Source organism: Caballeronia sp. AZ1_KS37, from assembly GCF_023631165.1.
Lineage (GTDB): Bacteria > Pseudomonadota > Gammaproteobacteria > Burkholderiales > Burkholderiaceae > Caballeronia > Caballeronia zhejiangensis.
Genome location: NZ_JALQDP010000013.1, coordinates 64,523 through 90,123, shown reverse-complemented (window position 1 = coordinate 90,123; position 25,601 = coordinate 64,523). Strand labels below are relative to the sequence as shown.

The window sequence follows — 25,601 nt, the reverse complement described above, 5'->3', positions numbered from 1 at the left end:
CCTGAATCTCAGCGCTGCGCGCGCGATGCACGCGGCGCGCGCGGCGACGGCGAGAAGATGCTGCGCAGCCATGCTGCGAAGCGTGTGTAGCCGTCGTAAGGCTCTTCGACGAAAAGCTCGGGCCGCAGCGAGCGCAGATATTCCAGCACTTGCTGCGCTTCCTGCTTCTGGATCGAGCCATAGAAGATGCCGAGCCGCAGCAGGCAGCGCAGTTCGCCGAGCTTCTCGCGCGCGGTCGAACCGATGCTCGTCTCCACCGAAATCTTGGTTTCATACACGCGCTGACGTAGCGAATCGGCGAGACGCCATGCGGGCGTCTGCATCTTTTCCTCGACTTCGCGAATATCCGCCGCCGCCGATTTGATCTGCGAGGCGAGCATGTCGACTTGCGATACGTCGCCGTCCGCTTCGGTGACGATCGCCGTCGCCCACGCGCGCGATGCCTTGACGAGATCCTCGGCGGTCCAGTCCGCGCGGATCGCGAACGCGAAGCCGTGCTCGGCCGCCTGCCGGATCAGGATCTCGACGACATCCGGAAACTCCTTGTCGAGCGCGCGCTTCGCCCACGCGTACTGGCCGTGCGTGAGCATGCGCTGCACCGCCTGCTCGGTGAGCGGCGTGTTGTTGTCCAGGAGCTTCGCGCGCAGGAAGTCCTCGAACGAAGGCGTGACGAATTGCGGATCCAGCTTCAGCGACAGACGCGTGAACGCTTCGAAATCGCGCTGCAGCGAAGCGATGGTCTCGTCGCGTAACGATAAGGTGATTTGACGCATGTTGGTTCCCGGTTCCGCCTTCGGTCTCCGAAGGCGGGAAAAGCTGTCGGCGCCGCGTCTCAGGCGGAGTCCATTCGTTTCTGTTATCGGCGCGCGCTTCGGGAACTTGAGGATTCTTCGATGCTCTTTGAAAGCCGTTTAACGGCTGATGGAGAGAAAACGTTTAGCGCAGCACGGCGAACTGCCACGCGAAAAACACCGCGAGCGACACGGCAATCGTCAAAAGCGGCCGTTTCGTGAACGCGCAAACGATGATCGCGACGATCGCAGCCACGAGCTGCGGATTGCGCCAGGTGATTTCCGCGCCGTTACCGTGCGGCGAGACGGTCATCGGCACGATGATCGCGGTGAGCACCGTCACCGGCACGAACGAAAGCGCGGTGCGGACGATCGGCGGAAAGGGCAGGCGTTCGCCCAGCACGAACACGGCGGCGCGGATCGCAAACGTAACGGCCGCCATGCCGAAGATCAGCGTGACGTAGTTCATTGCGTGCGCTCCTTCGCGTTCTTCAGACGATGTTTCGCGTGGCCCTTCGCTTGCGGACGGTTTTCCATCAGCGTGAGCACCATGCCGACGGCCACGCCGACGAACACCGCCGCGAGCAGGCCGAGCTTGTACGGCCAGCCTTGCCACGCGAACGACAGCACGCCCGATGCGAGCGCCGCCGCGACGAAACGCACGGCGACGAGCTGCGGCACGACGATCGCGATGAACGTCGCGACCATCGCGAAGTCGAGCCCGAGCGATTTCAGTCCGGGAAACGCGGCGCCGAACAGGAGGCCGAGGAGCGTCCACAACTGCCAGTTCAGATACATCGCGACGCCGGAGCCGAAGAAGTAGTGCGGCCCGATCTCGCCCGGCGCGCGCTTCCGATAGTGCGCGTAGGCGACGGCGAAAACTTCGTCGGTGAGCATGCCCGCGAGCGCCCAGCGCCAGCGGCGCGGCAGATGCGCGACATACGGCGCGAGCGTCGCGGAATAGAGCACATGACGCAGATTGACGACGAGCGTCGTCGCCAGAATGACGGCGAAGCTCGCGTGCGACGCGATCAGGCCGACCGCGATGAACTGCGCCGAGCCCGCGAACACGACGAGCGACATCAACTGGCCGTGCCAGAGCGTGAGCGGACTTGCGGTGACGAGCGTGCCGAAGATCACGCCGAAGGGCGCGGCGCCGATCATCATCGGGATGGTGTCGCGTGCGCCGGCGGCGAATTCGCGCAAAGGTGTTGCTTTCAAGATTTCCTCCTATGGAAGCGAGGATACGCAAAACGTCGATGAGAATGCTTGTACGTTCTTGCGCTTTCCCGAGGCCGGACCGCCTAACGCCAGCGGCCGGGCGGCACGCCGAACGTGCGCTTGAAATGGCGCGTGAAGTGACTCTGATCCGTGAAACCGCTCGCCGCCGCGACATCCGTCACGGATGCGCCCGCGCGCAACGCCGGCAGCGCGCGCACGATCCGCAGCTGATTGCGCCACGCATGCGGCGCAAGACCGGTTTCGCGCGTGAAGAGGCGCGCCGCGTGGAAGGTCGAGAGACCGACCGTCTGCGCGAGTTCGGCGAGCGTGACGGGTTCGAGGAGATCGTCGGCGAGGCGGGATTTCATCGTCGTGACGCGGTGCGCGTCGGCGGCGAGCGGCGCGATGCGCGGACGTTCGAGCGCGTGGCGTCCGAGCAGCGTCGTCACTGCATCGACGAGCGCCAGTTCCGCGGCGAGCGGGTCGGCGCCGTTTTCCAGCAGGCGATGCGCGATCTGCAAACGCCGCGCGAGATCGGGATCGCGGATGATTTCATCCGGAAACCACGGCGACGATTCCGGCCGCCCCGACAGGTCGCGCGCGAGCGTTTCGACGAACGGCACCGGCAGATAGAACACGCGATAGCGCCAGCCCGCATCGACGGCCCGCGCGCCGGTATGCACTTCGCCGGGATTGATCACCGGCACCGAACCGGCTTCGGCGACGTGATGCGCGCCGCGATAGTCGAAGCACTCCGCGCCGGCCTCGATCACGGGCACCGTATAGGCGTCATGCCAGTGCGGCGAGAATTCGTGATCGTAGTATTCGGCCGTGACCATGTCCGCGTCCGGCACGAGCGGCGAGCGCCAGTAGCGTGCGGCATTGCGGAAACGGTCGGCGTGCATGATCGAGCAATTCTGAGATAAGCGGAATCGCCCAGTTTACAACTTTGCTTCGCGCCCGGCCGGACAGTTGCGTGTCACTTCACCGGTATGGTCGTGCCCTCGGGTATCGGAACCGCCGTCACGCTGTTTTTCGGGCTGCCGGTCGCGATGCGGTCGCTGTAAGTCAGATAGACGAGCGTATTGCGTTTCGTATCGACGACGCGCACCACATGCAGCGTCTTGAAGATGAAGGACATGCCGGCCGAGAACACGTCGGTTTTCTGCTTGAGCGGTTCGGCGATCTTGATCGGCCCGACCTGGCGGCACGCGATCGACGCTTCGGTCGGATCTTCGGCGATGCCCAGCGTGCCTTTCACGCCGCCCGTGCGCGCGCGGGACACATAGCAGGTGACGCCCTGGACGAGCGGATCGTCGTACGCATCGACGGTCACGCGGTCCGATCCGGTGAAGCGGAAGTTGGTGTTGACGCTCGCGATTTCCTCCGCGTGCGCGAGTCCGGCGCCGGAGAAAAGTGCGAGCGATGCGGCGAGCGCGAGGACGGAGCGGTTCATCGTCATCCTTCGGAAAAGAGAAAGGGCGTCGTATTGTATCGACGCCCTTGGCTCTTCGATGCATCTCGTGCCCGCATGCGGTCAATGAAAGATCAGATACAGAATCACCAGCACGATGACCGGCACGCCGAGCAGCCATCCGAGTAGATAAGGCATGTTGTCCTCCTTCGCATGTTGTTTTCGACGGTTTCAGTATCGCGAGGATGCGCCGCCCGCGTTAGCCGTGCGTGTCCGAAATGCGTGTAGGCGACGTCCTATCATCACTTTCTTGCGGCTTACAGATTCGTAATGTGATTGGATCAGGCCGCGCGGTTTTTCTTCGCGGGAACATCGCGATACAGCGTGCGCACGTAATCGAGATGCGCGCCCGCGCACTCCCGCGCCCGCGCCGGATCGCGCGCTACGATCGCATCGAAGATCGCGCGATGCTGCGTCATCAGGTTCGCTTCGACTTCGTCGTCGTAATCGACGAGACGGTGCGACGTGAGCATCGATTCGCGCACCAGTTCATTGAGTCCGTGCATGACGTGCGTGAGCGCGACGTTGTGCGTCGCGTCCGCGATGGCGAGATGGAACGCCGCGTCTCTCTCCGCGATGCGCGTGCTTTTTTCGGCGACGGCGTTTTGCAGCGCGTCGAAGGCAGCGGCGATGCGCGCCAGATCGTCGTCGGTGGCGCGCTCGGCGGCGTAGGCGGTCGAGAGCGTTTCGAGGCCGTGGCGAAGTTCGAGAACGTCGGCGCTCGCGTTCGGCTGTTGCTCGAGCAGGGCGGCGAGCGGATGCGACACGAGCGGCGCGGTCACATCCGATACGACAAAACCGCCGCGCCCGGCCGCGCGGATGAATCCGTCCGACTCCAGACGGATCAACGCCTCCCGCAGCGACGGACGCGACACGTTCAACTGCTCCGCCAGATCGCGCTCGGCGGGCAGGCGCTGGCCCGGCAGCAGCGTGCCGTTCGAAATCAATTCCCGGATCTGTCCCGACACGACATCGGAGAGACGCACGCGGGCGTAGGAATGCGCATGGACGGGCTGGAAAGTCATCGTTCGGCGTGAATGCGAGGTGAAAGCCGGGGAATGCCCGAGTTTGACACGAAAGAGGCATCTCATTAAAGTCTTGGTCAGACCAAGCTTACCAAATCGCCGAACCCGTCATGAAAGTCGCCTTGTTCGTCCCCTGTTTCATCGACGCTTTTTATCCGCAAGTCGGCATCGCCACGCTCGAACTGCTCGAACGGCTGGGCGTGGACGTCGACTATCCGCAGGATCAGACCTGTTGCGGCCAGCCGATGGCCAATAGCGGCGCACACAAGGAGGCTGCCGGCGCCGAGCGCGTGTTCGCGCGCAATTTCGCCGAGTACGACTATGTCGTCGGGCCATCGGCGAGTTGCACGCATCACGTACGCGAGCATTTCACCGCGATCGAGCAGACGAGCGCCGTGCAGAAGGTGCGGCGCAACACGTTCGAGCTCGTCGAATTCCTGCACGACGTGCTGAAGGTGCGCGAGTTTCCGTGGGCCGAATTTCCGCACAAGGTCGGGCTGCACAACAGTTGCAGCGCGGTGCGGCATCTGCGCGAAACGTCGAATTCGGAAGTGGCCGGAACGCCGTATTCGAAGCCGCGCACGCTGCTCGAACGCGTGAGGGGTATCGAATTCGTCGCGCCCGCGCGTCCCGACGAATGCTGCGGATTCGGCGGCACGTTCTCGGTGACGGAAGAGGCCGTCTCCGTGCGGATGGGTCAGGACAAGGTGCGCGATCACGTCGGCGCGGGCGCGGAGTACATCGTGTCGGGCGACATGTCGTGTCTCATGCATCAGCAAGGCTGCGCCGAGCGCATGAAAGCCGATGCGAAGTTCATCCACATCGCGCAGGTTCTGAACGGAGCGCGCGCATGAGCAAAAGCGTTCGTATCGATCACGCGAAGGCGGCGGGCGCGTTCCTGCAGAAGCCGGATCACGTCGCGTTCCACGACAAGCGTCTGTGGGACTTGCGCAGCAAGCGCGACGCGCAGGCGCACGGCATCCCCGAATGGGAGACGATGCGCAATCTCGCATCGGCGATCAAGGAACACACGCTGTCCAATCTCGCCGATTACATCGCGCAGTTCGTCGATCAGGCCGAGAAAAACGGCGTCGTCGTGCATTTCGCGGCGAACGCCGAGGAGCACAACGCGCTCGTCTTCAAGCTGATGAGCGAGCGCGGCATGACGTCGCTCGTGAAGAGCAAGTCGATGCTCACCGACGAGTGCTACATGCGCGACTATCTCGGACCACGCGGCATCACGGTGATGGAAACCGATCTCGGCGAGCGCATCCAGCAACTCGATCATCAGGATCCGAGCCATATGGTCGTGCCGGCCGTGCACAAGCTGCGCGCGGACGTGGCCGAACTGTTCGGCAAGACGATCGGCACCGATCCGCGGAACAGCGACATCCACTATCTCGCGGAAAGCCAGCGCATGAACACGCGGCCGTATTTCGTGCGCGAGAAGACGGCGGGCATGACGGGCTGCAACTTCGCGGTCGCGGAGACGGGCACGGTCGTCGTGTGCACGAACGAGGGCAACGCGGATCTTTCGGCGAACGTGCCGCCGCTGCATATCGCGTCGATCGGCATCGAAAAGATCATTCCGACGATCAGCGATCTCGGCGTGTTCGTTCGAATGTTGTCGAGAAGCGCGCTCGGCTCGCCGATCACGCAGTACACGTCGCATTTTCGCGCGCCGCGTCCGGGCACGGAGATGCACTTCATCCTCGTCGATAACGGCCGCTCAGAACGCCTCGCGATGGACGATTTCTGGTACTCGCTCAAGTGCATCCGCTGCGGCGCGTGCATGAATACGTGTCCGGTGTATCGCAGAAGCGGCGGGCTTTCGTATGGCGGGACGTACTCCGGTCCGATCGGCGCGATCATCAATCCGACGCACGACTTGAAGCGCTATAGCGCGCTGCCGTTCGCGTCGACGATGAACGGCAGTTGCACGAACGTGTGTCCCGTGAAGGTGAACATTCACGAGCAGATCTACAAGTGGCGCGAGGTCATCGCCGAGAAGCACGAAGTGCCGTTCGTGAAGCAGGAAGTGCTGAAGATGGCGGGGCGCCTGCTCGCGAGCCCGACGCTCTATCGTGCAACGGTCGCATCGCTCGGCGGCGCGTTGAAGCGCCTGCCCAACTTCGTGCTCTACAACCCGCTCAATATCTGGGGACGCGGCCGCGATCTGCCCGAAGCGCCCGCCGAGACTTTTCACGAGTGGTACAGGAAAAACCGGAAGCTCGATAAATGACGACTCGCGAAGCTTTTCTCTCGAAGATCCGCGCGGCGCAGCCCGCATCGCGTCCGCGCCCGGACGTGCCCGTGTTCCCGTCGCCGGAAGGCGAACTGAAGGCGCGCTTTACGAGCGCGCTCACCGCGATGGGCGGCACATGCGTCGAAGCGGCCAGTCTCGAAGACGTGAACGCGCTGATCGCGGCACGCTTTGCCGATGCGAAGGTGATTGCATCGGCGGTTCCGGGCGTCGACGGCACGCGGCCGCTTTCATCCGATACCGTGCCGGCATCGCTTCAGGATGTCGATGTGGGCATCGTGCGAGGGCGCTTCGGCGTGGCTGAAACGGGCTCGGTGTGGTTCAGCGAAGAAGAGTACGTCGTGAACGCGATCGGCTATCTGTCGCAGCATCTCGTCGTGCTGCTCGACGCGGCGCAACTCGTCGAGGGCTTGCAGCAGGTGTATCGACGCGACGATTTCAAATCGGCGCGCTATGCGGTACTCGTGACGGGGCCGTCGGCGACGGCGGATATCGAAGGCGTGCTGATTCGCGGCGCGCAGGGCGTGCGCTCGCTGACCGTCGTGTGGCTTGCGTGAAGCGATGAAGTCAGCGCACAAAGCAAAAAGCCCAGTCATGCGACTGGGCTTTTTGACAGAAGCTTTTGGCTCCCCGACCTGGGCTCGAACCAGGGACCTACGGATTAACAGTCCGGCGCTCTACCGACTGAGCTATCGGGGAACAACTAAAACATCTACAACTGAAATAAAAACTCAGCCAATTGACCGAGTTCTTTTGAAACCGACTTGCTGGAGTTTTTGGCTCCCCGACCTGGGCTCGAACCAGGGACCTACGGATTAACAGTCCGGCGCTCTACCGACTGAGCTATCGGGGAACATCTACAGCAGAGAAGCGGAATTATAGGGGGCTGCTTTTGGCGTGTCAACGCTCAATCTTCATTTGATACGCATTTTTTGCAATCAAATGAAGCGCGTGCGTCGGCGAGCGCAACAATCAACGCTCGAGCAGACTCAGCTTTTCCTTGACGTCCTTGAACTCGTCCGCTTCCGGAAGCGAGCCTTTCGTCTTCGTGATGCTCGGCCAGTTACGCGCGAGTTCAGCGTTCAGTTCGGTGAAGTGCTGCTGGTCGCCAGGCACGTCTTCTTCGGCGTAGATAGCGTTCACCGGGCACTCGGCGACGCACACGGCGCAGTCGATGCACTCGTCGGGATCGATCGCGAGAAAGTTGGGACCTTCGCGGAAGCAATCCACCGGGCACACGTCCACGCAATCGGTGTACTTGCACTTGATGCAGCTTTCGGTCACAACGTGAGTCATTCAGGCTCCTGCATGCGGAATTCGTGGGGGCGGCGCCCTGGCGGCTGCATGGGCCGGAAGGTGCGCTTGCCGAAACGCATATTGTAGCGTAACGGTAAAAGTGGGCGCGCGCCGCGCGAAGCGCTCTTTATATCGATTCGTGATGTATGTATGCGCGGCGTCGCAAAAGGGCAGGGCACGGATCATGTCCGCGCGGACATTCGGGTAACATGACCCTAAAGGCCTCGGGCTGCGCGCTGGCAAGCAGGCAAAGCGCGCGGTCCATTCGCGTGGATGTTCCCGTCAGAACCATGATCATCAATTCGCTGCTTGATACCGACCTCTACAAGTTCACGATGATGCAGGTCGTGCTGCATCACTTCCCCGCGGCGCATGTCGAATATCGCTTCCGCTGCCGCACGCCGAATGTCGATCTCGTGCCGTATATCGATGAAATTCGCGACGAAGTGCGCCAGCTTTGCAATCTGCGCTTCAAGGAAGAGGAACTGGATTATCTGCGGCGCATGCGCTTCATCAAGAGCGACTTCATCGATTTCCTCGCGCTCTTCCATCTGAATGAAAAGTCGATCCGCATTTCGCCGTCGCCCAAGAAGAACGGCGAGATCGACATCGAGATCGAAGGGCCGTGGCTGCACACGATTCTCTTCGAGATTCCGGTGCTCGCGATCGTCAACGAAGTCTATTTCCGCAACACGCAGCGCAAGCCCGAGTACGAAACCGGCCGCGAGCGCCTGCGCGACAAGATCAAGCTGCTCGCCACGCCACCCGAATATTCGGACTGCAAGATCGCCGATTACGGCACGCGCCGCCGTTTTTCGGGGCAGTGGCACGAGGAAGTCGTGCTCACGCTGAAGGACAAGCTCGGCGCGCAGTTCGCCGGCACGAGCAACTGCTTCTATGCGATGAAGCACGGCTTGCGGCCGCTCGGCACGATGGCGCATGAGTACTTGCAGGCGTGTCAGGCGCTCGGCCCGCGTCTGCGCGACTCGCAGATCTTCGGCTTCGAGATGTGGGCGAAAGAATATCGCGGCGACCTCGGCATCGCGCTGTCGGACGTCTACGGCATGAAGGCGTTTCTGCGCGACTTCGACATGTACTTCTGCAAGCTGTTCGACGGCGCGCGCCACGATTCGGGCGATCCCTTCGATTGGGGCGAGCGCCTCATCCGGCATTACGAAGAAAACCGCTGCGACCCGCGCACGAAAGTGCTCGTGTTCTCCGACGCGCTCGATATCCCGAAGGTGCTGCAGCTGTACGAGCGTTTTCGCGGACGTTGCCAGCTCGCGTTCGGCGTCGGCACGAATCTCACCAACGATCTCGGCTATCAGCCGCTGCAAATCGTCATCAAGATGGTTCGATGCAACGGTCAGCCGGTCGCGAAACTCTCCGATTCGCCCGGCAAAAACATGTGCGACGACAAGGCGTATCTCGCCTATCTGCGTCAGGTCTTCGGCATCGAGCAGCCGGTCGGCGACGACTGAGCGACGCGCATTCGTCCATTCGGCCTATGCCGTTCGGCCGAGGTTCGTGCGTGTATGCCGCTCGCTATAATTCGGACGCGTCGTAAATCATCGCGGCGCGCACGAATCTCAAGCACGCCAACACGAGGACGGCACCATGGATACATCGGACGCGCGCCGCAATATTCTCGCGCGCATTCGCAGCGCGCAGGGCCGTCGCGGCACGGCTACGGATGCCGAGCGCGCTGGCGCAGACGAGTATGTCGAGCGACATCCGGCGGGTCCGCGTCCTCCGTTGCCTCAGACGCGTGACGAGCTCATCGCGCGCTTTACGCTCGAAGCGGAGCGTCTTTCCACGACCGTCGCCGAAGTCGAATCGATCGACGATGCGCCCGCCGAAGCCGTGCGCTATCTCCAATCGCTGAACCTTCCCGTCGATGTCGTCGCGTGGCCCGCGCTTGCTCATCTGCGCTGGTCCGAAGCGGGCATTCGGGCGGCGTTTCGCAAGCCTGCCGATGAAGATCTCGTCGGCATCACCGGCTGCTTCTGCGCGACGGCTGAAACCGGTTCGCTCGTGCTGCTCTCGGGCGCGCAGACGCCCGCATCCGGCGCGCTCTTGCCGCAGACGCATATCGCGATCGTGCCGGCGTCGCGCATCGTCGCCGCGCATGAAGATGCATTCGCGTTGATGCGCGCCGAGCGCGGCGAGTTGCCGCGCGCGGTGAACTTCGTGTCGGGTCCGTCGCGCACCGGCGATATCGAACAGACCATCGTGCTCGGCGCGCATGGGCCGTATCGCGTGCATGTGATCGTCGTGCGCGGAGCGTGAGTCAATGCGGCGTCTGGTTTTGTACGTGCCTTGCGCGATGCTGGCGCTGATCGCGGCGCCGGCCGCTGCTGCGACGCCCGACGGCGCGACGCTCCCGGCCACATGGGGCATACCGTTCGTCGGCATCCTGCTTTCCATCGCGGTGTTTCCGCTCGTCGCGCCGAAGGTTTGGCATCACCATTTCGGCAAGATCGCGGCGGGGTGGGCGATCGCGTTCCTCGCGCCCTTCGGGCTTGCGTTCGGTGTCGGCACGGCGGGCAGCGTGCTCGTCCACGCGATGCTCGAAGAGTACGTGCCGTTCATCATTCTGCTCGCAGCGCTGTATACGGTTGCGGGCGGCATTTGCGTACGCGGCAACCTGCACGGCTCGGCTCATCTCAATACCGGACTGCTCGCGCTCGGCACCGCGCTCGCGAGCGTCATGGGCACGACGGGCGCGGCCATGCTGCTGATCCGGCCGCTTTTGCGCGCGAACGACAATCGCAAGCACGTCGTGCATGTCGTCGTGTTCTTCATCTTTCTCGTCGCGAACGCAGGCGGCTCGCTCACGCCGCTCGGCGATCCGCCGCTTTTTCTCGGCTTTCTCAACGGCGTCGGCTTCTTCTGGACTACCGTGCATCTCGCGCTGCCGATGCTCTTCGTCTGCGCCGTGCTCCTCGCGGTGTTCTTCGTGCTGGACGGTTTCTACTGGCGCAGGCACGACGCGCGGCCCGCGTTTCTCGACCCGACGCCGGATACGCCGCCGCTCGGCATCGACGGCAAGATCAATTTCGCGCTGCTCGCGGCGATCGTCGTGCTCGTGCTGATGAGCGGCATCTGGAAACCCGGCATCACGTTCGACATCTTCGGCACGCATGTCCAGTTGCAGAATCTCGTGCGCGACGTGCTGCTCGTCGCCGTGCTGCTCGCATCGCTCGCGCTCACGCCGAAAAGCGCGCGCGCGGGGAACGCGTTCGACTGGGCGCCCATCGAGGAAGTCGCGAAGCTTTTCGCGGCGATCTTCATCACCATCGCGCCGGTCATCACGATCCTGCGCGCGGGTGAATCGGGCGCGTTCGCGGGCATCGTGCACGCGGTGTCGGATGCGCAGGGCAAGCCCGTCGACATCGCGTATTTCTGGGCGACCGGTCTTCTGTCGTCGTTTCTCGACAACGCACCGACCTACCTCGTCTTCTTCAATCTCGCGGGCGGCGACGCACGCACGCTCATGACCAGCGACGCCACGACGCTCGCCGCCATCTCCGCGGGCGCGGTCTTCATGGGCGCGAACACGTATATCGGCAATGCGCCGAATTTCATGGTGAAGGCGATCGCCGAATCGCGCGGCGTACGCATGCCGAGTTTCTTCGGTTTCATGGCGTGGTCGGGCGCGATTCTCTTGCCGCTTTTCGCCGTTCTGGGCTGGCTATTTTTCTAGGAGCAACCGATGAAGAAGAAAGTGCTGGTAGCGCGTCCCACTTTTCCCGACGTGATCGAGCGACTGAAGCAGCATTTCGATGTCGATGTGAATCTCGGCGACGTGCTCCCGCAGGAAGAGTTCGCGCGGCGTCTCGCCGACAAGGACGGCGCGTTCACGGCGGGCGAGATGGTCGGCGAGAAAGAGCTTTCGGGCGCGCCGAATCTGAAGGTCGTTGCGAACATGGCGGTCGGCTACAACAACTTCGACATGCGGGCGTTCGACGCGCACAAGGTGCTCGGCACCAACACGCCCAACGTGCTGAACGAAACCACGGCCGATTTCGGCTGGGCGCTGATGATGGCGGCGGCGCGTCGCGTCACCGAATCCGAGCACTTTCTGCGCGCGGGCAAGTGGCAGAAGTGGTCGTTCGACTCGTTCCTCGGCACCGATGTCTACGGCTCGACGCTCGGCGTGATCGGCATGGGGCGCATCGGGCAGGCGCTGGCGCGGCGGGCGGCCGGCTTCAACATGCGCGTGATGTATCACAACCGTTCGCGCGTCGCGCCGGAAATCGAGCGCGAGCTGAATGCCGAGTACGCGTCGAAGGAAGATCTGCTCAAGCGCGCGGATCATGTCGTGCTCGTCGTGCCTTACTCGAAGGAAAGCCATCATACGATCGGCGCGGCCGAACTCGCGCTGATGAAGCCGACGGCGACGCTGACGAATATCGCGCGCGGCGGCATCGTCGACGATGCGGCGTTGATCGCGGCGTTGCGCGACAAGCGCATCGCGGCGGCGGGCATCGACGTGTTCGAGGGCGAGCCGAATTTCAACCCGGATTTCCTGCTGCTCGACAACGTCGTGCTGACGCCGCATATCGCGAGCGCGACCGAAGGCACGCGCCGCGCGATGGCCAATCTCGCGGCCGACAATCTCATCGCCGCGCTGGGCGAAGGGCCGCGCGCAGGCAATCCGCCGAACCCGATCAATCCGGACGTACTGAAGAAATGATGGAACTGCTGGTTGGCGCGATCGCCGTGCTGGCGATCGCGCTGGTGGTCTCGCTCGTCGCGCTCGTCATGACGATGCGGCGCAATTCGAACGCGGTCATCTTCGACGAGTTCGAAGCGCTCACCGATCGCGTCAACGACATGGGCGAGGCACACGCGCGCGCGCAGGAACGGCTCGAACGCGGCTTGCGTGGCGATATCGCGGAGAGCGCGCGCGTCTCGCGCATGGAATCGCAAAGCGGCTTCGCGCAATTCCATCAGACGCTTTCGACGCAACTGGCGAGCACGTCGAACGTGCAGAACGCGCAATTCGACGCGCTTGCGCAGCAGCTCGCACAGCAAAGCCAGCAGGCGCGCGAGGATCAGGGCAACGCGTTGAAGCGCTTCGCCGATTCCATGTCGCTGCATCTCGCGCAGCTTTCCGAAGCGAACGAGCGGCGGCTCGGCGAAGTGCGCGCGACGCTCGAAGCGCGCCTGAAGGACATCGAGGCGAACAACGCGACGAAGCTCGACGAGATGCGCCGCACCGTCGACGAAAAGTTGCACGCGACGCTGGAGCAACGGCTCGGCGAGTCGTTCAAGCTCGTCTCCGACAGGCTGGAGCAGGTGCATCGGGGACTCGGCGAGATGCAGACGCTCGCGGCGGGTGTCGGCGATCTGAAGAAGGTACTGACCAACGTCAAGACGCGCGGCATCTGGGGCGAAGTGCAGCTCGAAGCGCTGCTGGAACAGTTGCTCACGCCCGATCAGTACGCGAAGAACGTCGCGACGGTTCCGAAGAGCAACGAACGCGTCGAGTTCGCGATCAGGCTGCCTGGCCGGCACGACGCGCCGGGTGCGCCGGGCGACGTGGCTACGCCCGTGTGGCTGCCCATCGACGCGAAATTTCCGCGCGAGGACTACGAGCGTCTGATCGATGCGCAGGAACGCGCGGACCCGGCCGGTGTCGAGGACGCGTCGCGCGCGCTGGAAGGGCGCTTGCGCGCGGAGGCGAAATCGATCGCGCAGAAGTACGTTGCGCCGCCGCACACGACGGACTTCGCATTGCTCTTCCTGCCGACCGAAGGTCTCTACGCGGAAGTCTTGCGCCGTCCTGGCCTGAGCGATTCGTTGCAGCGCGAGTTTCGCGTGACCGTCGCGGGACCCACGACGCTGACCGCGCTCCTCAACAGCCTGCAGATGGGCTTCCGCACGCTGGCCATCGAGAAGCGTTCCAGCGAAGTGTGGCAGGTGCTCGGCGCGGTGAAGACTGAGTTCGGCAAGTTCGGCGAAGTGCTGGCGCGAACAAAGTCGCAGCTCGAAACGGTGACGCGCTCGATCGAAGCGGCGCAGACGCGCACGCGGCAGATGGGCAAGCGCCTTCGGGATGTCGAGGCGTTGCCCGGCGAACAGGCGGCGGGATTGTTGGGCGAGGCGTTCGGCGATCCGTCATCGCCCGAAGGCGACGACGAGCCGTGATGCAGGACGCGATTCAGGACGCGAGGCGTTCGAGCGGCTCGCCCGTCACGCGCACGATGCGCCAGTCGGGCAGCACGGTCGCGCCCATCTTTTCGTAGAAATCGATGGCGTTCTGATTCCAGTCCAGCACCGACCATTCGAAGCGGCCGCACTGGCGCTCGACCGCGAGCGCGGCGAGCTTTTTCAGCATCAGCGTCCCGAGGCCGCTGCCGCGCATCGAAGGACGCACGTAGAGGTCTTCGAGATACAGGCCGCGCTTGCCGAGGAAAGTCGAGAAGTTCTGGAAGAAGAGCGCATAGCTGACGATTTCGCCTTCGACTTCCGCGACGAGCGCTTCAGCGGCCGGTCGTGCGCCGAAGAGCGCGTCATGCACGCCTTGCTCCGTCGCGATGAACAGATGCGTGAGCTTCTCGAACTCGGCCAGCTCGTACATCAGGCCGAAGATCGCGGCGACGTCGGCGGGCGAGGCCGCGCGGATGATCGGGGCGCTCACGCTTCCTCCGGCGCGTCGGAGAGCACGATCTCGATGCCGCCGAAACGCGAGGCCACCCAGTTGTACGCGTGGCACGCGATCCACAGCAGGATGAAACCGAGAATCGCGTTCAGGAGCAGCGCGCTCGTGACGGTGCTCACTTCCACCGAGCCGTATCGCACGAACGCGACCACGACGCCGAGCAGCACAATGGGCACGCTGAAAGTCAGGTACACGAGAATCAGCGCCTTGGCGGTCTGTCCCGGTGCGATGAATGAAATCTGCTTTTTCATGGAAGGAAAGCCCCGTCTATCGATGTAGGAATGTTTGTACCGGCTGGCGGCGGCGCCGGATCAGATCAGGCCGTCGAACGGCACGATTTCGACTTCGTCGCCCGCTTCGACGTCGCCGCGCGCGTGCTCGAGCACGATGAAGCAGTTCGCTTCGCTCATCGAACTCAGCACGCCGGAACCCTGCGGACCGGTGGTGACGACGCGAAAGCGCCCGTCGTCGTCGCGCGTCGCGATTCCGCGCTGGAACTCGGTGCGGCCCGCGCGCTTTTTCATCGGCTCGGCGGCGCGCGCGCGGATGACCGTGAGCGGCTGGCGCATCGCGCCCGACATCGCCAGAAGCGCCTCGCGCACGATGAAGTAGAACGTCGCCATTACGGCGACCGGGTTCCCCGGCAACCCGAAGAAGAGCGCCGACTCGCCCGCGCCCGGGCGCTCGCCCGACCACAGCCGGCCGAATGCCAGCGGGCGGCCGGGGCGCATCGCGATCTTCCAGAAGGCGACGTCGCCGAGCGAATTCATCAGCTCGCGCGTGAAGTCCGCATCGCCAACCGACACGCCGCCCGAACTGATGACGACATCGGCGCTTTCGGTCGCATGACGCAGCGCCTTTTCGAGCGAGGCGCGATCGTCGCGCACGATACCCAGATCGACGGTTTCGACGCCGAGCCGCTTGAGCATTGCGAAGAGCGTGTAGCGATTACTGTCGTAAAGGCTGCCAGGGCTCAGCGTTTCGCCGACCGAACGCAATTCGTCGCCCGTCGAAAAAAAGGCGACGGTGAGCCGCCTGCGGACCGACACTTCGCCGATGCCCAGCGACGCGAGCAAACCGAGATCCGATGCCCGCACGACGCGACCCGCGAGCAGCGCCGGCTTGCCTTTCGCGAGATCCTCGCCGGAGAGGCGGCGATTCTGGCCGGCACGGATCGTCGCCGGCGAAAAGCGGATCGCGTCGCCTTCGCGCGTGACGAACTCCTGCGGCACGACCGTGTCGCAGCCGGGCGGGATGAGCGCGCCCGTCATGATCCGCACGCATTGATCCGCGCCCGGCTCGCCTTCGAACGGCCGCCCGGCGAGCGCCGTGCCCGCGACGGACAAGCCGACCGTATCGCCACCGCGCGAGAGCACATCGCCGGCGAACGCGTAGCCGTCCATCGCGGAATTGTCGTAAGCGGGAACGTCGATGGGCGAGATCACATCCTCGGCGAGCACGCGGCCGAGCGCGTCGAACAGGCTCACGCGCTCGATCTGCGCGTCCCGCATGCGCGGCATGGCCCACTGACGCACGATTTCCTGCGCGGCTTCAACGGGCAGCGCATTCGGATCGTAGTGGGCGACGCAGGCGGAAAAATCCTTGGACGTGGTCATGAATCGGCGTGGATCGCGGCCGGAATCCGGCGAAGCAGCACGTGGCCGCGCGGTGGTTGAGCGCCCGCAATGGCGATGTGAGCGGGCAGCCGGTTGAACGAGTCAGCGGCGTTCCAGATCGGCGAGCTGCTGTAAATCGTTGATATTGTAAAACGCGCGTTCGTCGTGAAATTGGACTTCCACCGCCTTGTGGCGCGCGTACCACGCGCGCACCTTGCGCTCGCCCGCGTCCAGCCAGGCGTCCAGGTCGTCGGCGAGCGATGTACGCAGCAACGCGAAAACGGGGTGGGCCATGACTTCGCCCGACGCGTCGATTGTTGCTGCGTATGCAACGTCGCCGCCGTGCGCGTCGAGTGCTTGCATCAACGCGGCGCCGATGTGTTCGTCGACGAAAGGGGCGTCGCAAGGCGCGGTCAGAACGAATTCGGTGCTCGCAACGCGCAACGCAGCGGCGATGCCGGCGAGCGGCCCGGGGAAATCCGCGCGCGCGTCCGCGACAACGCGCGCGCCGAATGCCGCGCCGAGGCGCGCGTAGTCTTCGATGGAACGATTTGCGCTGATCAGAAGCGCGCCCGCCTGAGGCGCGATGCGCCGCATCACGTGCAACGCGAGCGGCTCACCGCGAAACGGCTGCATGCCCTTGTCGATGCCGCCCATGCGCGAGCCGCGTCCGCCCGCGAGCACGAGCGCCGTGACGCTGGACGATGAATGAGCGCTCAGCACGAACGATCCGCCGCGCTCAGCCGCCGATGTACGACATCTCGACGCGACGTGCATCGTCGCGAGATGGCGCCGATGCGCTGCCGCGCAATTGCGAATACCGGTCGCCGCGCGCCTCCCAGATTCGCGCGATGGCTGTGGCGACTTCGTCGTCGCCCGCGCCGCTGCGGATCAGTCCGCGCAGGTCGTGGCCGGAAACCGCGAAGAGACACAGATACAGCTTGCCTTCCGTCGAGAGCCGGGCACGCGTGCACGAGTCGCAAAACGCGCGTGTGACGCTCGAAATCACGCCGATTTCACCGCTGCCGTCGCGATAGCCCCAGCGCTGCGCCGTTTCCGCGGCCGTGTGGGCTTCGAGCGGTTCCAGCCGAAAGTGCGCGTCGATGCGTTCGACCACTTGCGCCGAAGGCAGCACTTCGCTCATGTTCCAGCCGTTCGACGCGCCGACATCCATATACTCGATGAAACGCAGAACCGCGCCGCTGCCTTTGAAATGGCGCGCCATCGGGACGATTTCCTGATCGTTCGTGCCGCGCTTCACGACCATGTTCACCTTGATCGGAGCGAGCCCGGCGGCTTGCGCCGTCTCGATGCCGTTCAGCACGTCGGCGACCGCGAAATCGGCATCGTTCATGCGGCGAAAGAGGGCGTCGTCGAGCGCATCGAGGCTCACTGTGACGCGCGACAAACCCGCGTCCTTCAGCGACTTCGCCTTGCGCGCGAGGAGCGAGCCGTTTGTCGTGAGCGTCAGATCGAGCGGGGGGCCTTCCGGCGTGCGCAACAGCGCGAGCCGCTCGATCAGGAATTCGATGTTCTTGCGCAGAAGCGGCTCGCCGCCCGTAAGGCGAATCTTTTCCACGCCGTGGGCGACGAATACGCGCGCGAGGCGCTCGATTTCCTCGAACGAGAGCAGGGCGGCGTGCGGGAGAAACTGGTAATCCTTATCGAACACTTCGCGTGGCATGCAGTACACGCAGCGAAAGTTGCAGCGATCTGTCACGGAAATGCGCAAATCCCGCAATGGGCGCGCGAGCGTGTCCGTGAGCAGCCCGGACGGCGATGTCGCGGCGCCGGAGAAATCCGGGATCGCGCTGACATCGGCGAGAGGAATGATGCGTCGGGGCATGATGACTCGGGGCTCGGCTCGGCCGCTTCGGCCTTGTTCGAATAATGGTTGGATCGTTCCATTCTAACGGAAGCGGGACATCGGGACGCACTGCCACGGAGTCGCGGTTTTCCCTCGGTTCAGCCGTTTTACGACGCAAAAAAACGCCATCGATCGGGGATCGATGGCGTTTCTGGCTTTTGCCCGTTCACCGGAGTGAACGGGACGCGCGCGCTTAGTGGGCCTGCTTGCTGGTTTCCACTTGCTGCATGGGCGCGGTGTCGGCCGGCGGAAGTGCCTTGCGTTCGCGCGGCACGCGCACCGCAGCCGGCTCGCGTGCGGCGGCGGCATTGGCTTCGCGCAGCTTGCCTTCGTCGGTGTTCACCCAGACGAGGCCCGCACGCTCCAGCATCGGCTGAAGGGTGTCGACGGCGATCGGCGTCGACGTTGCAGGCGCGGCGGGCGCAGCGACCTTCACCGGCTCGGCGACGACTGCGACAGGCTCCGGCGCGAAGACCGGCGCTTGCGTCTGCGCTTGCGCGATCTCGACCGGCTTCACTGGCTCGACGGCCGTCGCTTCGGGCGTCGATGCGACAGCGGCGGTCTTCACCGGCTCGGCGACTTCGGCAGGCTCGGCCGCGACCGGCTCGACGGGCGTCGGCGCCGTTTCCACGGGCTTCGGCTCTTCGGATGCGACCGGCGCGGACGCGGGTGCGAACGGATCGGCCAATTTCGTCTCGGCGACCTTCGGCTCCGGACCGAACGGATTCTCGACCTCCGGTGCCGGAGCGGGCTTGGCGAAGAGATCGAAGTTCGTCGGTTCGGGCGTTTGCGCCTTCAGTTCGAAAGGCTCGGCCTCAACAGTCTTGGCGACCGGCGCTTCCTCCGCAGCGGCGGGCGCTTGCTCTTGCGGCTTCGCTTCGAGCGGCTGAGCGGCCGGTTGCTGCACCGACGCTTCCACCGGTTGCGGCGCGGCCGGGCGGGGTTCGCGACGTGCAGCCGCTTCCTGCGCGGCTTCCGCATCAAACACGCCGGCTTGCGCCGAAGTGCTCTCTGCTGCGCCTTCTGCTTCGGCGACGTCCGCCGCGTGATTCACCGTCATGCCGTCTTCTTCGCGCTCGCGACGACCGCCACGACGCCCACGGCGACGGCGACGACGCTCTTCGCCGTCACGTGCGGCCGCCGCGTCGGATGCCGCATCGATGCCGGCCACTTGCGCGTCCGCATTGGCCTGCGCCGCTTCGACGATTTCCGACGGCACCGTTTCGCCTTGCGTCAGCGCCTCGACGGCGGCTTCCGGTTGCGGCTTGCGACGCTCGCCGCGTTCCGCGCGCTCGGTTCGTTCAGCGCGGTCGCCACGCTCGGCGCGTTCGCCACGATCCGGACGCTCGCGGCGTTCCGGACGTTCGGTTGCTTCCGGACGCGCTGCGCGTTCCGCGTTGCGGTCGCGCGCTTCACGCGGTTCGCGTGCCTCGCGCGGCTCGCGTGCTTCGCGTGCCTCGCGCGGTTCACGAGCCTCACGCGGCTCGCGGACTTCGCGCAGTTCACGACCTTCGCGTCCGCCACGCGCCTCGCGATCCTCACGACGGCCGCCCTGGCGCGCCGCGCCGTTGGCGCCCGCCGCCGTGCCTGCCGCAGCGCCTTCGCGCGCGGCGCCACCGCTACGTCGATTGCGGTTGCGATCGCCGCCGCCGGTGCGTTCACCGCGTTCGCGCGGCGCGCGCGTGGCCGGTTGCGCTTCGACCGGAGCCGGCGCGGGTTGCGGCGCAGGCTGAATGCCGAACAGATTCTTGATCCACGCGATGAATCCGCCGCTCGCCGGAACGGGCGTCGGCGCGGGCGCGGCCTCGACGGGCGCGGGCTTCACCGGCGCGCTCGGCGCGGGCTTCTCGGGCGTGATGCCCTTCACGGCGGCCTCCTGCTTCGGCTTCACCTCTTCGGTGCGCTTGCTGTAGCCGGTCTCCGATTCGAGCTCGCTCGCCGCTTCGACGGCCATCTTCCACGACGCGCGCGGATCGTCGAGACGCGCATCGTCGTGACGCAGACGCTCCAGCTTGTAGTGCGGCGTTTCGAGATGCTTGTTCGGAATCAGGACGACATTGACCTTGAAGCGCGACTCGATCTTGTTGATTTCGGAGCGCTTTTCGTTGAGCAGGAAGGCGGTCACCTCGACCGGCACCTGGCAATGGATCGCCGCGGTGTTTTCCTTCATCGCTTCTTCCTGAATGATCCGCAGCACTTGCAGCGCGGACGATTCGGTATCGCGGATGTGACCCGTGCCGTTGCAGCGCGGGCACGTCACGTGGCTGCCTTCCGACAGCGCCGGACGCAGGCGCTGACGCGACAGTTCCATCAGGCCGAAGCGCGAAATCTTGCCCATTTGTACGCGGGCGCGGTCGTGCTTCAACGCATCTTTCAGGCGCTGCTCGACTTCGCGCTGGCTCTTGGCCGATTCCATGTCGATGAAATCGATCACGATCAGCCCGCCCAGATCGCGCAGACGAAGCTGACGCGCGACTTCGTCGGCGGCTTCGAGATTGGTGCGCGTCGCGGTTTCCTCGATGTCCGCGCCCTTGGTCGCGCGCGCCGAGTTCACGTCGATGGCGACGAGCGCCTCGGTGTGATCGATCACGATCGCGCCGCCCGACGGCAGCGGCACCGTGCGCGAGTACGCGGTTTCGATCTGATGCTCGATCTGGAAGCGCGAGAAGAGCGGCACGTCGTCGTGATAGCGCTTCACCTTCGAGAGGTTGTCGGGCATCACGATATCCATGAAGGCGCGCGCCTGGTCATGGATTTCGGTCGTGTCGATGAGAATTTCGCCGATATCCGGCTGGAAGTAGTCGCGAATCGCGCGGATGACGAGGCTCGATTCGAGATAAATGAGCATCGGCTGGCCGGCGACGCCGCTCTGCGACGCGGCTTCGATCGCGCGCCACAGTTGCATCAGGTAGTTCAGGTCCCACTGGAGCTCTTCCGCCGAACGGCCGATACCCGCCGTGCGCGCGATGATGCTCATGCCTTCCGGCAGTTCGAGCTGCGCCATGGTTTCGCGCAGTTCCTGCCGTTCGTCGCCTTCGATGCGGCGCGACACGCCGCCGCCGCGCGGGTTGTTCGGCATCAGGACGAGGTAACGTCCGGCCAGCGAGATGAACGTGGTCAGCGCCGCGCCCTTGTTGCCGCGCTCTTCCTTCTCGACCTGGACGATGAGTTCCTGGCCTTCGCGCAGCGCGTCCTGAATGCGCGCGGAGCGCATCTCGACGCCATCGCGGAAATACTGGCGGGCGACTTCCTTGAACGGCAGGAAGCCGTGGCGGTCTTCGCCGTAGTTGACGAAGCAGGCTTCGAGCGACGGCTCGATGCGGGTGACGACTCCCTTGTAGATGTTGCCTTTGCGCTGTTCGCGCCCGGCGGTTTCGATGTCGATATCGATGAGCTTCTGCCCATCGACGATGGCGACGCGCAATTCCTCTTGCTGCGTCGCGTTAAACAGCATTCGTTTCATGAAACGGCTCCAGAATGGCTCCGTCCTCCCTCGTCGTGCGAATCGGCGTCGGTGACTGATACATCACGCGCGCGAAGCGGGAAGGTGGGCGTGCCACGCTTTTTTGTGTGTTGTCACAAAGCACGCTGGAGCGGGACTTCTGGCGGGAGAATTGCCGAAAGCAGGCCGCGGCTTCCGCATCGGACAGCCGCGCCGTGGGGCGCATTGCGAAGCAACTGCGAGACGTACGACAGATCGCTCGGCTCGTGGCGAGGATGAACGGCGGCGCTGCGGCTCCGCGTCTCAAAATGGACGCGCCGAACCGGCCTGCGCTCTTGCAAAGAGCCTGATTCCTCCCAACGGCGGCCGCGAGGAAGAGCGGTCTCGCGCAAACCGGCGCGATGCTTCGTAACCGATCCTCCTTGCTGCCTTGCCGCGCCGGCACGGCCGCGGGCCCGACTTGTTTCTGTCGGCTCCCGTCGGCTCGCGGCCGCATGTCTCGCCTCGTTTGCGGCGTTGTCGCGCTTCGCAGAAATCAGCGCAGCAGCGATTTCGCCGTCAGTTGTTCGCAAAATCGGCGAGCGTCGATTTGCCTTTTTCTCCCGCTCGACGGCAGGGTCGATCCGGGCTGGCATCCGGTTTTGCCGGGCGCCGTCGCTTCTCGCCGATAAAATTCTTTTTGACCAAAAATCCGTTACCGTCGGCGATCGACTCGACCGAACGCGCCTGTGGGCTCCGTCCTTGCCGGTGATATCGCCGTGCGTGCAACTCGTCGCTCTCGATTTTCCGGGTGAGCAACCGACCTTGGGCGCAAGTAAAATGATGGTTTATCGCTTGCACCGATACAGTCTGAACAATTCGGCCGCTGCTTGATCCTAAGCGTCGACCTTTTCGGGCTGCTCGCAAATTATATTCAGAATGAATGAGTTAGGCAAAACATCCCATAAACAGGTCGCAAGCGAACAAGTGTCGATGATCGAAGTCGACGAAACGGCCGCCGGTCAGCGGATCGACAATTTTTTGCTGCGCGTCTGCAAGGGCGTCCCGAAAAGCCATATTTACCGCATTCTCCGAAGTGGCGAAGTGCGCGTGAACAAGGGACGCATCGACGCGGCTTACCGGCTCGAACTGGGCGATCTCGTGCGCGTGCCGCCGATCCGCATCGCGCAGCAGGACGCGGCGCCGGTGTCGTCGAACGCGCCCGCCGCCGAATTCCCGATTCTCTTCGAGGACGACCATCTGATCGTCATCGATAAACCGTCCGGCGTCGCGGTGCACGGCGGCAGCGGCGTCGCGTTCGGCGTCATCGAGCAGTTGCGCAATGCGCGGCCGCACGCAAAATTTCTCGAACTGGTGCATCGGCTGGATCGCGAGACGTCGGGCGTGCTCATGCTCGCCAAGAAGCGCCAGGCGCTCGTCGGGCTGCACGAGCAGATTCGCGAAAATCGGGTCGACAAGCGCTATTACGCGTGCGGTCACGGCGACTGGCAGAGCGACTGGGGCCGCCGGCGCATCGTCAAGGCGCCGTTGCATAAATATGTCGCAGCGGATGGCGAGCGGCGCGTGCGAATCCAGGAGAACGGGCTGCCGTCGCATACGGTCTTCAATCTGATCGAGCGCTGGCGCGACTACGCGTGGGTCGAGGCAGAGCTGAAAACCGGCCGCACGCACCAGATTCGCGTGCACATGGCGAGCATCGGCCTGCCGATCGCGGGCGACGCCAAATACGGCGATTTCGCGCTGAACAAGGAATTGGCCCGCCCGAGCGCGAAACCGTCGCTGAAACGCATGTTTTTGCACGCGTATCGACTGAAAATCACGCACCCGGCGACGGGCGAGCCGCTGCAATTCGAAGCGCCGCTGCCCGTCGAGTGCAAACGGTTCATCGACCAACTGAAAAACCGGGAGACCGAGTAAATGGCGCGGCAGCAATTCGATCTGATCGTTTTCGACTGGGACGGCACGCTGATGGATTCGACCGTCCACATCACGCGCAGCATTCAGGCCGCGTGCCGCGACCTCGGGCTGCCGGTTCCCGCCGATGAATCCGCGAGCTATGTGATCGGCCTCGGCCTGAAGGACGCGCTGCAGATATGCGCGCCGACGCTCGATCCGTCCGACTATCCGCGCCTGGCCGAACGTTACCGCTTCCATTTCCTGACGATGGGCCAGAAAACCGAACTCTTCGGCGGCGTGCGCGAACTGCTGCAGGAATTGCGCGATCTCGGCTATTTTCTCGCGGTCGCGACGGGCAAGAGCCGCGTCGGGCTGAATCGCGCGCTCGACGAATCGCGGCTCACGAGCCTCTTCGACAGCACGCGCTGCGCGGACGAAACGTTCTCGAAGCCGCATCCCGCAATGTTGCAGGAACTCACGCGCGAGCTCGGGCAGGATCTCGGGCGCACGGTGATGATCGGCGACACGACGCACGATCTGCAGATGGCGATCAACGCGGGCGCGGCGGGCGTCGGCGTCGGTTATGGCGCGCATCCGGCCGATTCTCTCGCAGCGCTCAAGCCGCAGTACTGCGCCGACAGCGTCGCGTCGCTCGCCGGCTGGCTGCGGGAGCACGCATGAGCGAACCGGTGCGGGTATGCGCGTCCGACGAACTCGTCGATGGCGGCGCGGGCGTGCGCGTCAACGCGACCGAAGCGAGCGGCGACGCGGTCGTGTTCTTCGTCCGATACGGCGGCGAAGCGTTCGGTTATCTGAACCGGTGCGCGCACGTGCCGATGGAGCTCGACTGGAACGAGGGCCAGTTCTTCGAAAGCTCGGGCCTATACTTGATGTGCGCGACGCACGGGGCGATCTACGAGCCCGATACCGGCAAATGCGTCGGCGGTCCTTGCCGCGGCGCGCGCCTGCGGGCCGTGACGGTCGAAGAGCGCGACACGCCGGAAGGGCGCGCGGTCTTCTGGCTGCCCGACGACGCCGTGCGTCCCGCCTGATTCAATCTCTACATATCCACGACGCATGTCCGACAACATTCCGCCGCGCAATAACGACAACTGGGAGCGCGAAGCGCTCGAACGCATCGCGCTCGCCGCGATTCGCGAGCAGCGCGCCGCGCGTCGCTGGCGCATCTTCTTTCGCTTCCTGTTTCTCGGCGTGATCGCGCTGATCGCCTGGGGCGTGTTCGATTTCACCGGCGATCGTGCCGCGAAGGCTGGCAAGCACACGGCGCTGATCGACCTGCAGGGCGAGATCTCCGCGAACAGCGATGCCAGCGCCGACAACATCGACGGTGCGCTACAGAGCGCGTTCGAGGACGAGAACACGGCGGGCGTGATTCTGCGCATCAACAGTCCGGGCGGCAGTCCGGTGCAGGCGGGAATCATCAACGGCGAAATCCGGCGGCTGCGCGCGAAGTATCCGAAGACGCCGCTGTACGTGGTCGTCGACGACATGTGCGCGTCGGGCGGCTATTACGTCGCGGCGGCGGCGGACAAGATTTACGTCGACCGCGCGAGCATCGTCGGCTCGATCGGCGTGCTGATGGACGGCTTCGGCTTCACGGGCCTGATGGACAAGCTCGGCATCCAGCGCCGCATGCACACGTCGGGCGCGAACAAGGGCGCGTTTGACCCGTTCTCGCCGGAAACGCCCGCGATGAACGCGCACGCGCAGGAAATGCTCGATCAAATTCACACGCAGTTCATCGATGCCGTGAAGCTCGGGCGCGGCAAGCGTCTGAAGGACGATCCGGAGCTGTTCTCGGGCATGTTCTGGACCGGCGAAAAGAGCGTCGAGCTCGGTCTCGCCGATGGTTTCGGCGACGCCAGCTATGTCGCGCGCGAGGTCATCAAGCAGCCGGATATCGTCGATTACACGCAAAAGGAAAGCATCAGCGAGCGTGTGGTGCGGCGCTTCGGCGCATCCGTGGGCGATGCCGCAATGCGCGCGCTCACGCTCGGCGGCAAGCCTCAGTTGCGCTGA

The 25,601-nt window shown here is 64.3% G+C and carries 26 protein-coding genes and 2 tRNA genes; 13 read left to right on the top strand and 15 right to left on the bottom strand.

What is annotated here, in order from left to right; translation table 11 throughout:
• Positions 1-8: 8 nt before the first annotated feature.
• The 6 genes from NCS00_RS10320 to NCS00_RS10295 form a co-directional block, all read right to left on the bottom strand.
• The gene (locus tag NCS00_RS10320) at positions 9-773 is read right to left on the bottom strand and encodes a DUF4088 family protein (protein WP_008342301.1); all 765 of its coding nucleotides are present in this window, start codon (positions 771-773) and stop codon (positions 9-11) included.
• A gap of 163 nt (positions 774-936) precedes the next feature.
• Positions 937-1,260 carry an AzlD domain-containing protein gene (locus NCS00_RS10315; protein WP_008342300.1) on the bottom strand — a complete coding sequence of 108 codons (324 nt, stop codon included), beginning with the start codon at positions 1,258-1,260 and terminating at the stop codon, positions 937-939.
• Positions 1,257-1,958: an AzlC family ABC transporter permease gene (locus NCS00_RS10310; protein WP_250440039.1), complete on the bottom strand. Its 702-nt coding sequence runs from the start codon at positions 1,956-1,958 to the stop codon at positions 1,257-1,259. The genes NCS00_RS10315 and NCS00_RS10310 overlap by 4 nt, the downstream gene beginning before the upstream one ends.
• Before the next feature lie 137 nt (positions 1,959-2,095).
• Positions 2,096-2,917, bottom strand: a complete 822-nt coding sequence (locus NCS00_RS10305) for a helix-turn-helix transcriptional regulator (RefSeq protein ID WP_008342298.1) — start codon at positions 2,915-2,917, stop codon at positions 2,096-2,098.
• 74 nt (positions 2,918-2,991) lie between these two features.
• Positions 2,992-3,468, bottom strand: coding sequence for a CreA family protein (locus tag NCS00_RS10300; protein ID WP_250440026.1), 477 nt, complete (start codon positions 3,466-3,468; stop codon positions 2,992-2,994).
• A 299-nt stretch (positions 3,469-3,767) separates the two neighbouring features.
• Positions 3,768-4,511, bottom strand: a complete 744-nt coding sequence (locus NCS00_RS10295) for a FadR/GntR family transcriptional regulator (protein ID WP_034472660.1) — start codon at positions 4,509-4,511, stop codon at positions 3,768-3,770.
• A 110-nt stretch (positions 4,512-4,621) separates the two neighbouring features.
• Between NCS00_RS10295 and NCS00_RS10290 the strand changes: the two genes are divergently transcribed.
• From NCS00_RS10290 to NCS00_RS10280, 3 genes are read left to right on the top strand one after another with little or no spacing between them, the layout of a single operon-like run.
• The gene (locus tag NCS00_RS10290; RefSeq protein ID WP_250440025.1) at positions 4,622-5,365 is read left to right on the top strand and encodes a (Fe-S)-binding protein; all 744 of its coding nucleotides are present in this window, start codon (positions 4,622-4,624) and stop codon (positions 5,363-5,365) included.
• Positions 5,362-6,753 carry a lactate utilization protein B gene (locus tag NCS00_RS10285; RefSeq protein ID WP_008342293.1) on the top strand — a complete coding sequence of 464 codons (1,392 nt, stop codon included), beginning with the start codon at positions 5,362-5,364 and terminating at the stop codon, positions 6,751-6,753. The genes NCS00_RS10290 and NCS00_RS10285 overlap by 4 nt, the downstream gene beginning before the upstream one ends.
• Positions 6,750-7,331 carry a LutC/YkgG family protein gene (locus NCS00_RS10280; RefSeq protein ID WP_250440024.1) on the top strand — a complete coding sequence of 194 codons (582 nt, stop codon included), beginning with the start codon at positions 6,750-6,752 and terminating at the stop codon, positions 7,329-7,331. Before NCS00_RS10285 ends, NCS00_RS10280 begins: the two co-directional genes overlap by 4 nt.
• A 66-nt stretch (positions 7,332-7,397) precedes the next feature.
• Here NCS00_RS10280 and NCS00_RS10275 read toward each other — a convergent pair.
• From NCS00_RS10275 to fdxA, 3 genes are all read right to left on the bottom strand, one after another.
• Positions 7,398-7,473, bottom strand: a tRNA-Asn gene (locus tag NCS00_RS10275).
• 78 nt (positions 7,474-7,551) lie between these two features.
• Positions 7,552-7,627, bottom strand: a tRNA-Asn gene (locus NCS00_RS10270).
• A 119-nt stretch (positions 7,628-7,746) separates the two neighbouring features.
• Positions 7,747-8,070 carry a ferredoxin FdxA gene (gene fdxA, locus NCS00_RS10265; RefSeq protein ID WP_008342289.1) on the bottom strand — a complete coding sequence of 108 codons (324 nt, stop codon included), beginning with the start codon at positions 8,068-8,070 and terminating at the stop codon, positions 7,747-7,749.
• Between the two features lie 290 nt (positions 8,071-8,360).
• Here fdxA and pncB point away from each other — a divergent pair, with 290 nt between their 5' ends.
• From pncB to NCS00_RS10240, 5 genes are all read left to right on the top strand, one after another.
• Positions 8,361-9,551, top strand: a complete 1,191-nt coding sequence (pncB, locus tag NCS00_RS10260; protein WP_008342288.1) for a nicotinate phosphoribosyltransferase — start codon at positions 8,361-8,363, stop codon at positions 9,549-9,551.
• A gap of 136 nt (positions 9,552-9,687) precedes the next feature.
• Positions 9,688-10,359: a LutC/YkgG family protein gene (locus NCS00_RS10255; protein ID WP_034472649.1), complete on the top strand. Its 672-nt coding sequence runs from the start codon at positions 9,688-9,690 to the stop codon at positions 10,357-10,359.
• Positions 10,360-10,363: 4 nt separating this feature from the next.
• Complete coding sequence (locus tag NCS00_RS10250) at positions 10,364-11,776, top strand: sodium:proton antiporter (protein ID WP_250440023.1); 1,413 nt, start codon at positions 10,364-10,366, stop codon at positions 11,774-11,776.
• A gap of 9 nt (positions 11,777-11,785) precedes the next feature.
• On the top strand, positions 11,786-12,769 hold the full coding sequence (locus tag NCS00_RS10245) for a 2-hydroxyacid dehydrogenase (protein WP_250440022.1): 984 nt from the start codon (positions 11,786-11,788) through the stop codon (positions 12,767-12,769).
• Positions 12,766-14,226: a DNA recombination protein RmuC gene (locus NCS00_RS10240; RefSeq protein ID WP_250440021.1), complete on the top strand. Its 1,461-nt coding sequence runs from the start codon at positions 12,766-12,768 to the stop codon at positions 14,224-14,226. Before NCS00_RS10245 ends, NCS00_RS10240 begins: the two co-directional genes overlap by 4 nt.
• 13 nt (positions 14,227-14,239) lie before the next feature.
• Here the strand turns inward: NCS00_RS10240 and NCS00_RS10235 are convergent, their stop codons facing one another.
• From NCS00_RS10235 to NCS00_RS10210, 6 genes are all read right to left on the bottom strand, one after another.
• A complete protein-coding gene (locus NCS00_RS10235; RefSeq protein WP_051078884.1) occupies positions 14,240-14,659 on the bottom strand; it encodes a GNAT family N-acetyltransferase in 420 nt (139 codons plus the stop codon).
• A gap of 56 nt (positions 14,660-14,715) precedes the next feature.
• Positions 14,716-14,991, bottom strand: coding sequence for a hypothetical protein (locus tag NCS00_RS10230; RefSeq protein WP_008342276.1), 276 nt, complete (start codon positions 14,989-14,991; stop codon positions 14,716-14,718).
• Between the two features lie 60 nt (positions 14,992-15,051).
• Positions 15,052-16,356 (bottom strand): molybdopterin molybdotransferase MoeA, encoded by a 1,305-nt coding sequence (moeA, locus tag NCS00_RS10225; RefSeq protein WP_250440020.1) that lies wholly within the window; start codon positions 16,354-16,356, stop codon positions 15,052-15,054.
• A gap of 102 nt (positions 16,357-16,458) precedes the next feature.
• Positions 16,459-17,013, bottom strand: a complete 555-nt coding sequence (gene mobA, locus NCS00_RS10220; RefSeq protein ID WP_235366333.1) for a molybdenum cofactor guanylyltransferase MobA — start codon at positions 17,011-17,013, stop codon at positions 16,459-16,461.
• 82 nt (positions 17,014-17,095) lie between these two features.
• Positions 17,096-18,202, bottom strand: a complete 1,107-nt coding sequence (gene moaA, locus NCS00_RS10215; RefSeq protein WP_250440019.1) for a GTP 3',8-cyclase MoaA — start codon at positions 18,200-18,202, stop codon at positions 17,096-17,098.
• A gap of 214 nt (positions 18,203-18,416) precedes the next feature.
• Positions 18,417-21,686: an Rne/Rng family ribonuclease gene (locus NCS00_RS10210; RefSeq protein ID WP_250440018.1), complete on the bottom strand. Its 3,270-nt coding sequence runs from the start codon at positions 21,684-21,686 to the stop codon at positions 18,417-18,419.
• Positions 21,687-22,181: 495 nt separating this feature from the next.
• Here NCS00_RS10210 and NCS00_RS10205 point away from each other — a divergent pair, with 495 nt between their 5' ends.
• The 5 genes from NCS00_RS10205 to NCS00_RS10185 are packed head-to-tail and all read left to right on the top strand — an operon-like array spanning position 22,182 to position 25,601.
• Entirely contained in the window at positions 22,182-22,538 is a 357-nt protein-coding gene (locus tag NCS00_RS10205) for a hypothetical protein (protein ID WP_144403826.1), read from the top strand.
• Between the two features lie 45 nt (positions 22,539-22,583).
• The gene (locus NCS00_RS10200) at positions 22,584-23,582 is read left to right on the top strand and encodes an RluA family pseudouridine synthase (protein WP_250440017.1); all 999 of its coding nucleotides are present in this window, start codon (positions 22,584-22,586) and stop codon (positions 23,580-23,582) included.
• The gene (locus NCS00_RS10195) at positions 23,583-24,242 is read left to right on the top strand and encodes an HAD-IA family hydrolase (RefSeq protein ID WP_008342265.1); all 660 of its coding nucleotides are present in this window, start codon (positions 23,583-23,585) and stop codon (positions 24,240-24,242) included.
• On the top strand, positions 24,239-24,613 hold the full coding sequence (locus tag NCS00_RS10190) for a Rieske (2Fe-2S) protein (RefSeq protein ID WP_008342264.1): 375 nt from the start codon (positions 24,239-24,241) through the stop codon (positions 24,611-24,613). The genes NCS00_RS10195 and NCS00_RS10190 overlap by 4 nt, the downstream gene beginning before the upstream one ends.
• A 25-nt stretch (positions 24,614-24,638) precedes the next feature.
• Positions 24,639-25,601, top strand: a complete 963-nt coding sequence (locus NCS00_RS10185; RefSeq protein WP_008342262.1) for a S49 family peptidase — start codon at positions 24,639-24,641, stop codon at positions 25,599-25,601.

What these genes read in the sequence shown, in the direction of transcription:
- NCS00_RS10285 (WP_008342293.1), top strand. Translation starts at nt 5,362, where the DNA reads ATGAGCAAAAGCGTTCGTATCGATCACGCGAAGGCGGCGGGCGCGTTC.
- NCS00_RS10195 (WP_008342265.1), top strand. Translation starts at nt 23,583, where the DNA reads ATGGCGCGGCAGCAATTCGATCTGATCGTTTTCGACTGGGACGGCACG.
- NCS00_RS10255 (WP_034472649.1), top strand. Translation starts at nt 9,688, where the DNA reads ATGGATACATCGGACGCGCGCCGCAATATTCTCGCGCGCATTCGCAGC.
- mobA (WP_235366333.1), bottom strand. Translation starts at nt 17,013, where the DNA reads ATGGGCGGCATCGACAAGGGCATGCAGCCGTTTCGCGGTGAGCCGCTC.
- NCS00_RS10280 (WP_250440024.1), top strand. Translation starts at nt 6,750, where the DNA reads ATGACGACTCGCGAAGCTTTTCTCTCGAAGATCCGCGCGGCGCAGCCC.
- NCS00_RS10230 (WP_008342276.1), bottom strand. Translation starts at nt 14,991, where the DNA reads ATGAAAAAGCAGATTTCATTCATCGCACCGGGACAGACCGCCAAGGCG.
- NCS00_RS10200 (WP_250440017.1), top strand. Translation starts at nt 22,584, where the DNA reads ATGAATGAGTTAGGCAAAACATCCCATAAACAGGTCGCAAGCGAACAA.
- NCS00_RS10245 (WP_250440022.1), top strand. Translation starts at nt 11,786, where the DNA reads ATGAAGAAGAAAGTGCTGGTAGCGCGTCCCACTTTTCCCGACGTGATC.
- pncB (WP_008342288.1), top strand. Translation starts at nt 8,361, where the DNA reads ATGATCATCAATTCGCTGCTTGATACCGACCTCTACAAGTTCACGATG.
- moaA (WP_250440019.1), bottom strand. Translation starts at nt 18,202, where the DNA reads ATGCCCCGACGCATCATTCCTCTCGCCGATGTCAGCGCGATCCCGGAT.
- NCS00_RS10300 (WP_250440026.1), bottom strand. Translation starts at nt 3,468, where the DNA reads ATGAACCGCTCCGTCCTCGCGCTCGCCGCATCGCTCGCACTTTTCTCC.
- NCS00_RS10190 (WP_008342264.1), top strand. Translation starts at nt 24,239, where the DNA reads ATGAGCGAACCGGTGCGGGTATGCGCGTCCGACGAACTCGTCGATGGC.
- NCS00_RS10315 (WP_008342300.1), bottom strand. Translation starts at nt 1,260, where the DNA reads ATGAACTACGTCACGCTGATCTTCGGCATGGCGGCCGTTACGTTTGCG.
- NCS00_RS10235 (WP_051078884.1), bottom strand. Translation starts at nt 14,659, where the DNA reads ATGTACGAGCTGGCCGAGTTCGAGAAGCTCACGCATCTGTTCATCGCG.
- NCS00_RS10240 (WP_250440021.1), top strand. Translation starts at nt 12,766, where the DNA reads ATGATGGAACTGCTGGTTGGCGCGATCGCCGTGCTGGCGATCGCGCTG.
- NCS00_RS10295 (WP_034472660.1), bottom strand. Translation starts at nt 4,511, where the DNA reads ATGACTTTCCAGCCCGTCCATGCGCATTCCTACGCCCGCGTGCGTCTC.
- moeA (WP_250440020.1), bottom strand. Translation starts at nt 16,356, where the DNA reads ATGACCACGTCCAAGGATTTTTCCGCCTGCGTCGCCCACTACGATCCG.
- NCS00_RS10305 (WP_008342298.1), bottom strand. Translation starts at nt 2,917, where the DNA reads ATGCACGCCGACCGTTTCCGCAATGCCGCACGCTACTGGCGCTCGCCG.
- NCS00_RS10250 (WP_250440023.1), top strand. Translation starts at nt 10,364, where the DNA reads ATGCGGCGTCTGGTTTTGTACGTGCCTTGCGCGATGCTGGCGCTGATC.
- NCS00_RS10210 (WP_250440018.1), bottom strand. Translation starts at nt 21,686, where the DNA reads ATGAAACGAATGCTGTTTAACGCGACGCAGCAAGAGGAATTGCGCGTC.
- NCS00_RS10310 (WP_250440039.1), bottom strand. Translation starts at nt 1,958, where the DNA reads ATGATGATCGGCGCCGCGCCCTTCGGCGTGATCTTCGGCACGCTCGTC.
- NCS00_RS10320 (WP_008342301.1), bottom strand. Translation starts at nt 773, where the DNA reads ATGCGTCAAATCACCTTATCGTTACGCGACGAGACCATCGCTTCGCTG.
- NCS00_RS10185 (WP_008342262.1), top strand. Translation starts at nt 24,639, where the DNA reads ATGTCCGACAACATTCCGCCGCGCAATAACGACAACTGGGAGCGCGAA.
- fdxA (WP_008342289.1), bottom strand. Translation starts at nt 8,070, where the DNA reads ATGACTCACGTTGTGACCGAAAGCTGCATCAAGTGCAAGTACACCGAT.
- NCS00_RS10290 (WP_250440025.1), top strand. Translation starts at nt 4,622, where the DNA reads ATGAAAGTCGCCTTGTTCGTCCCCTGTTTCATCGACGCTTTTTATCCG.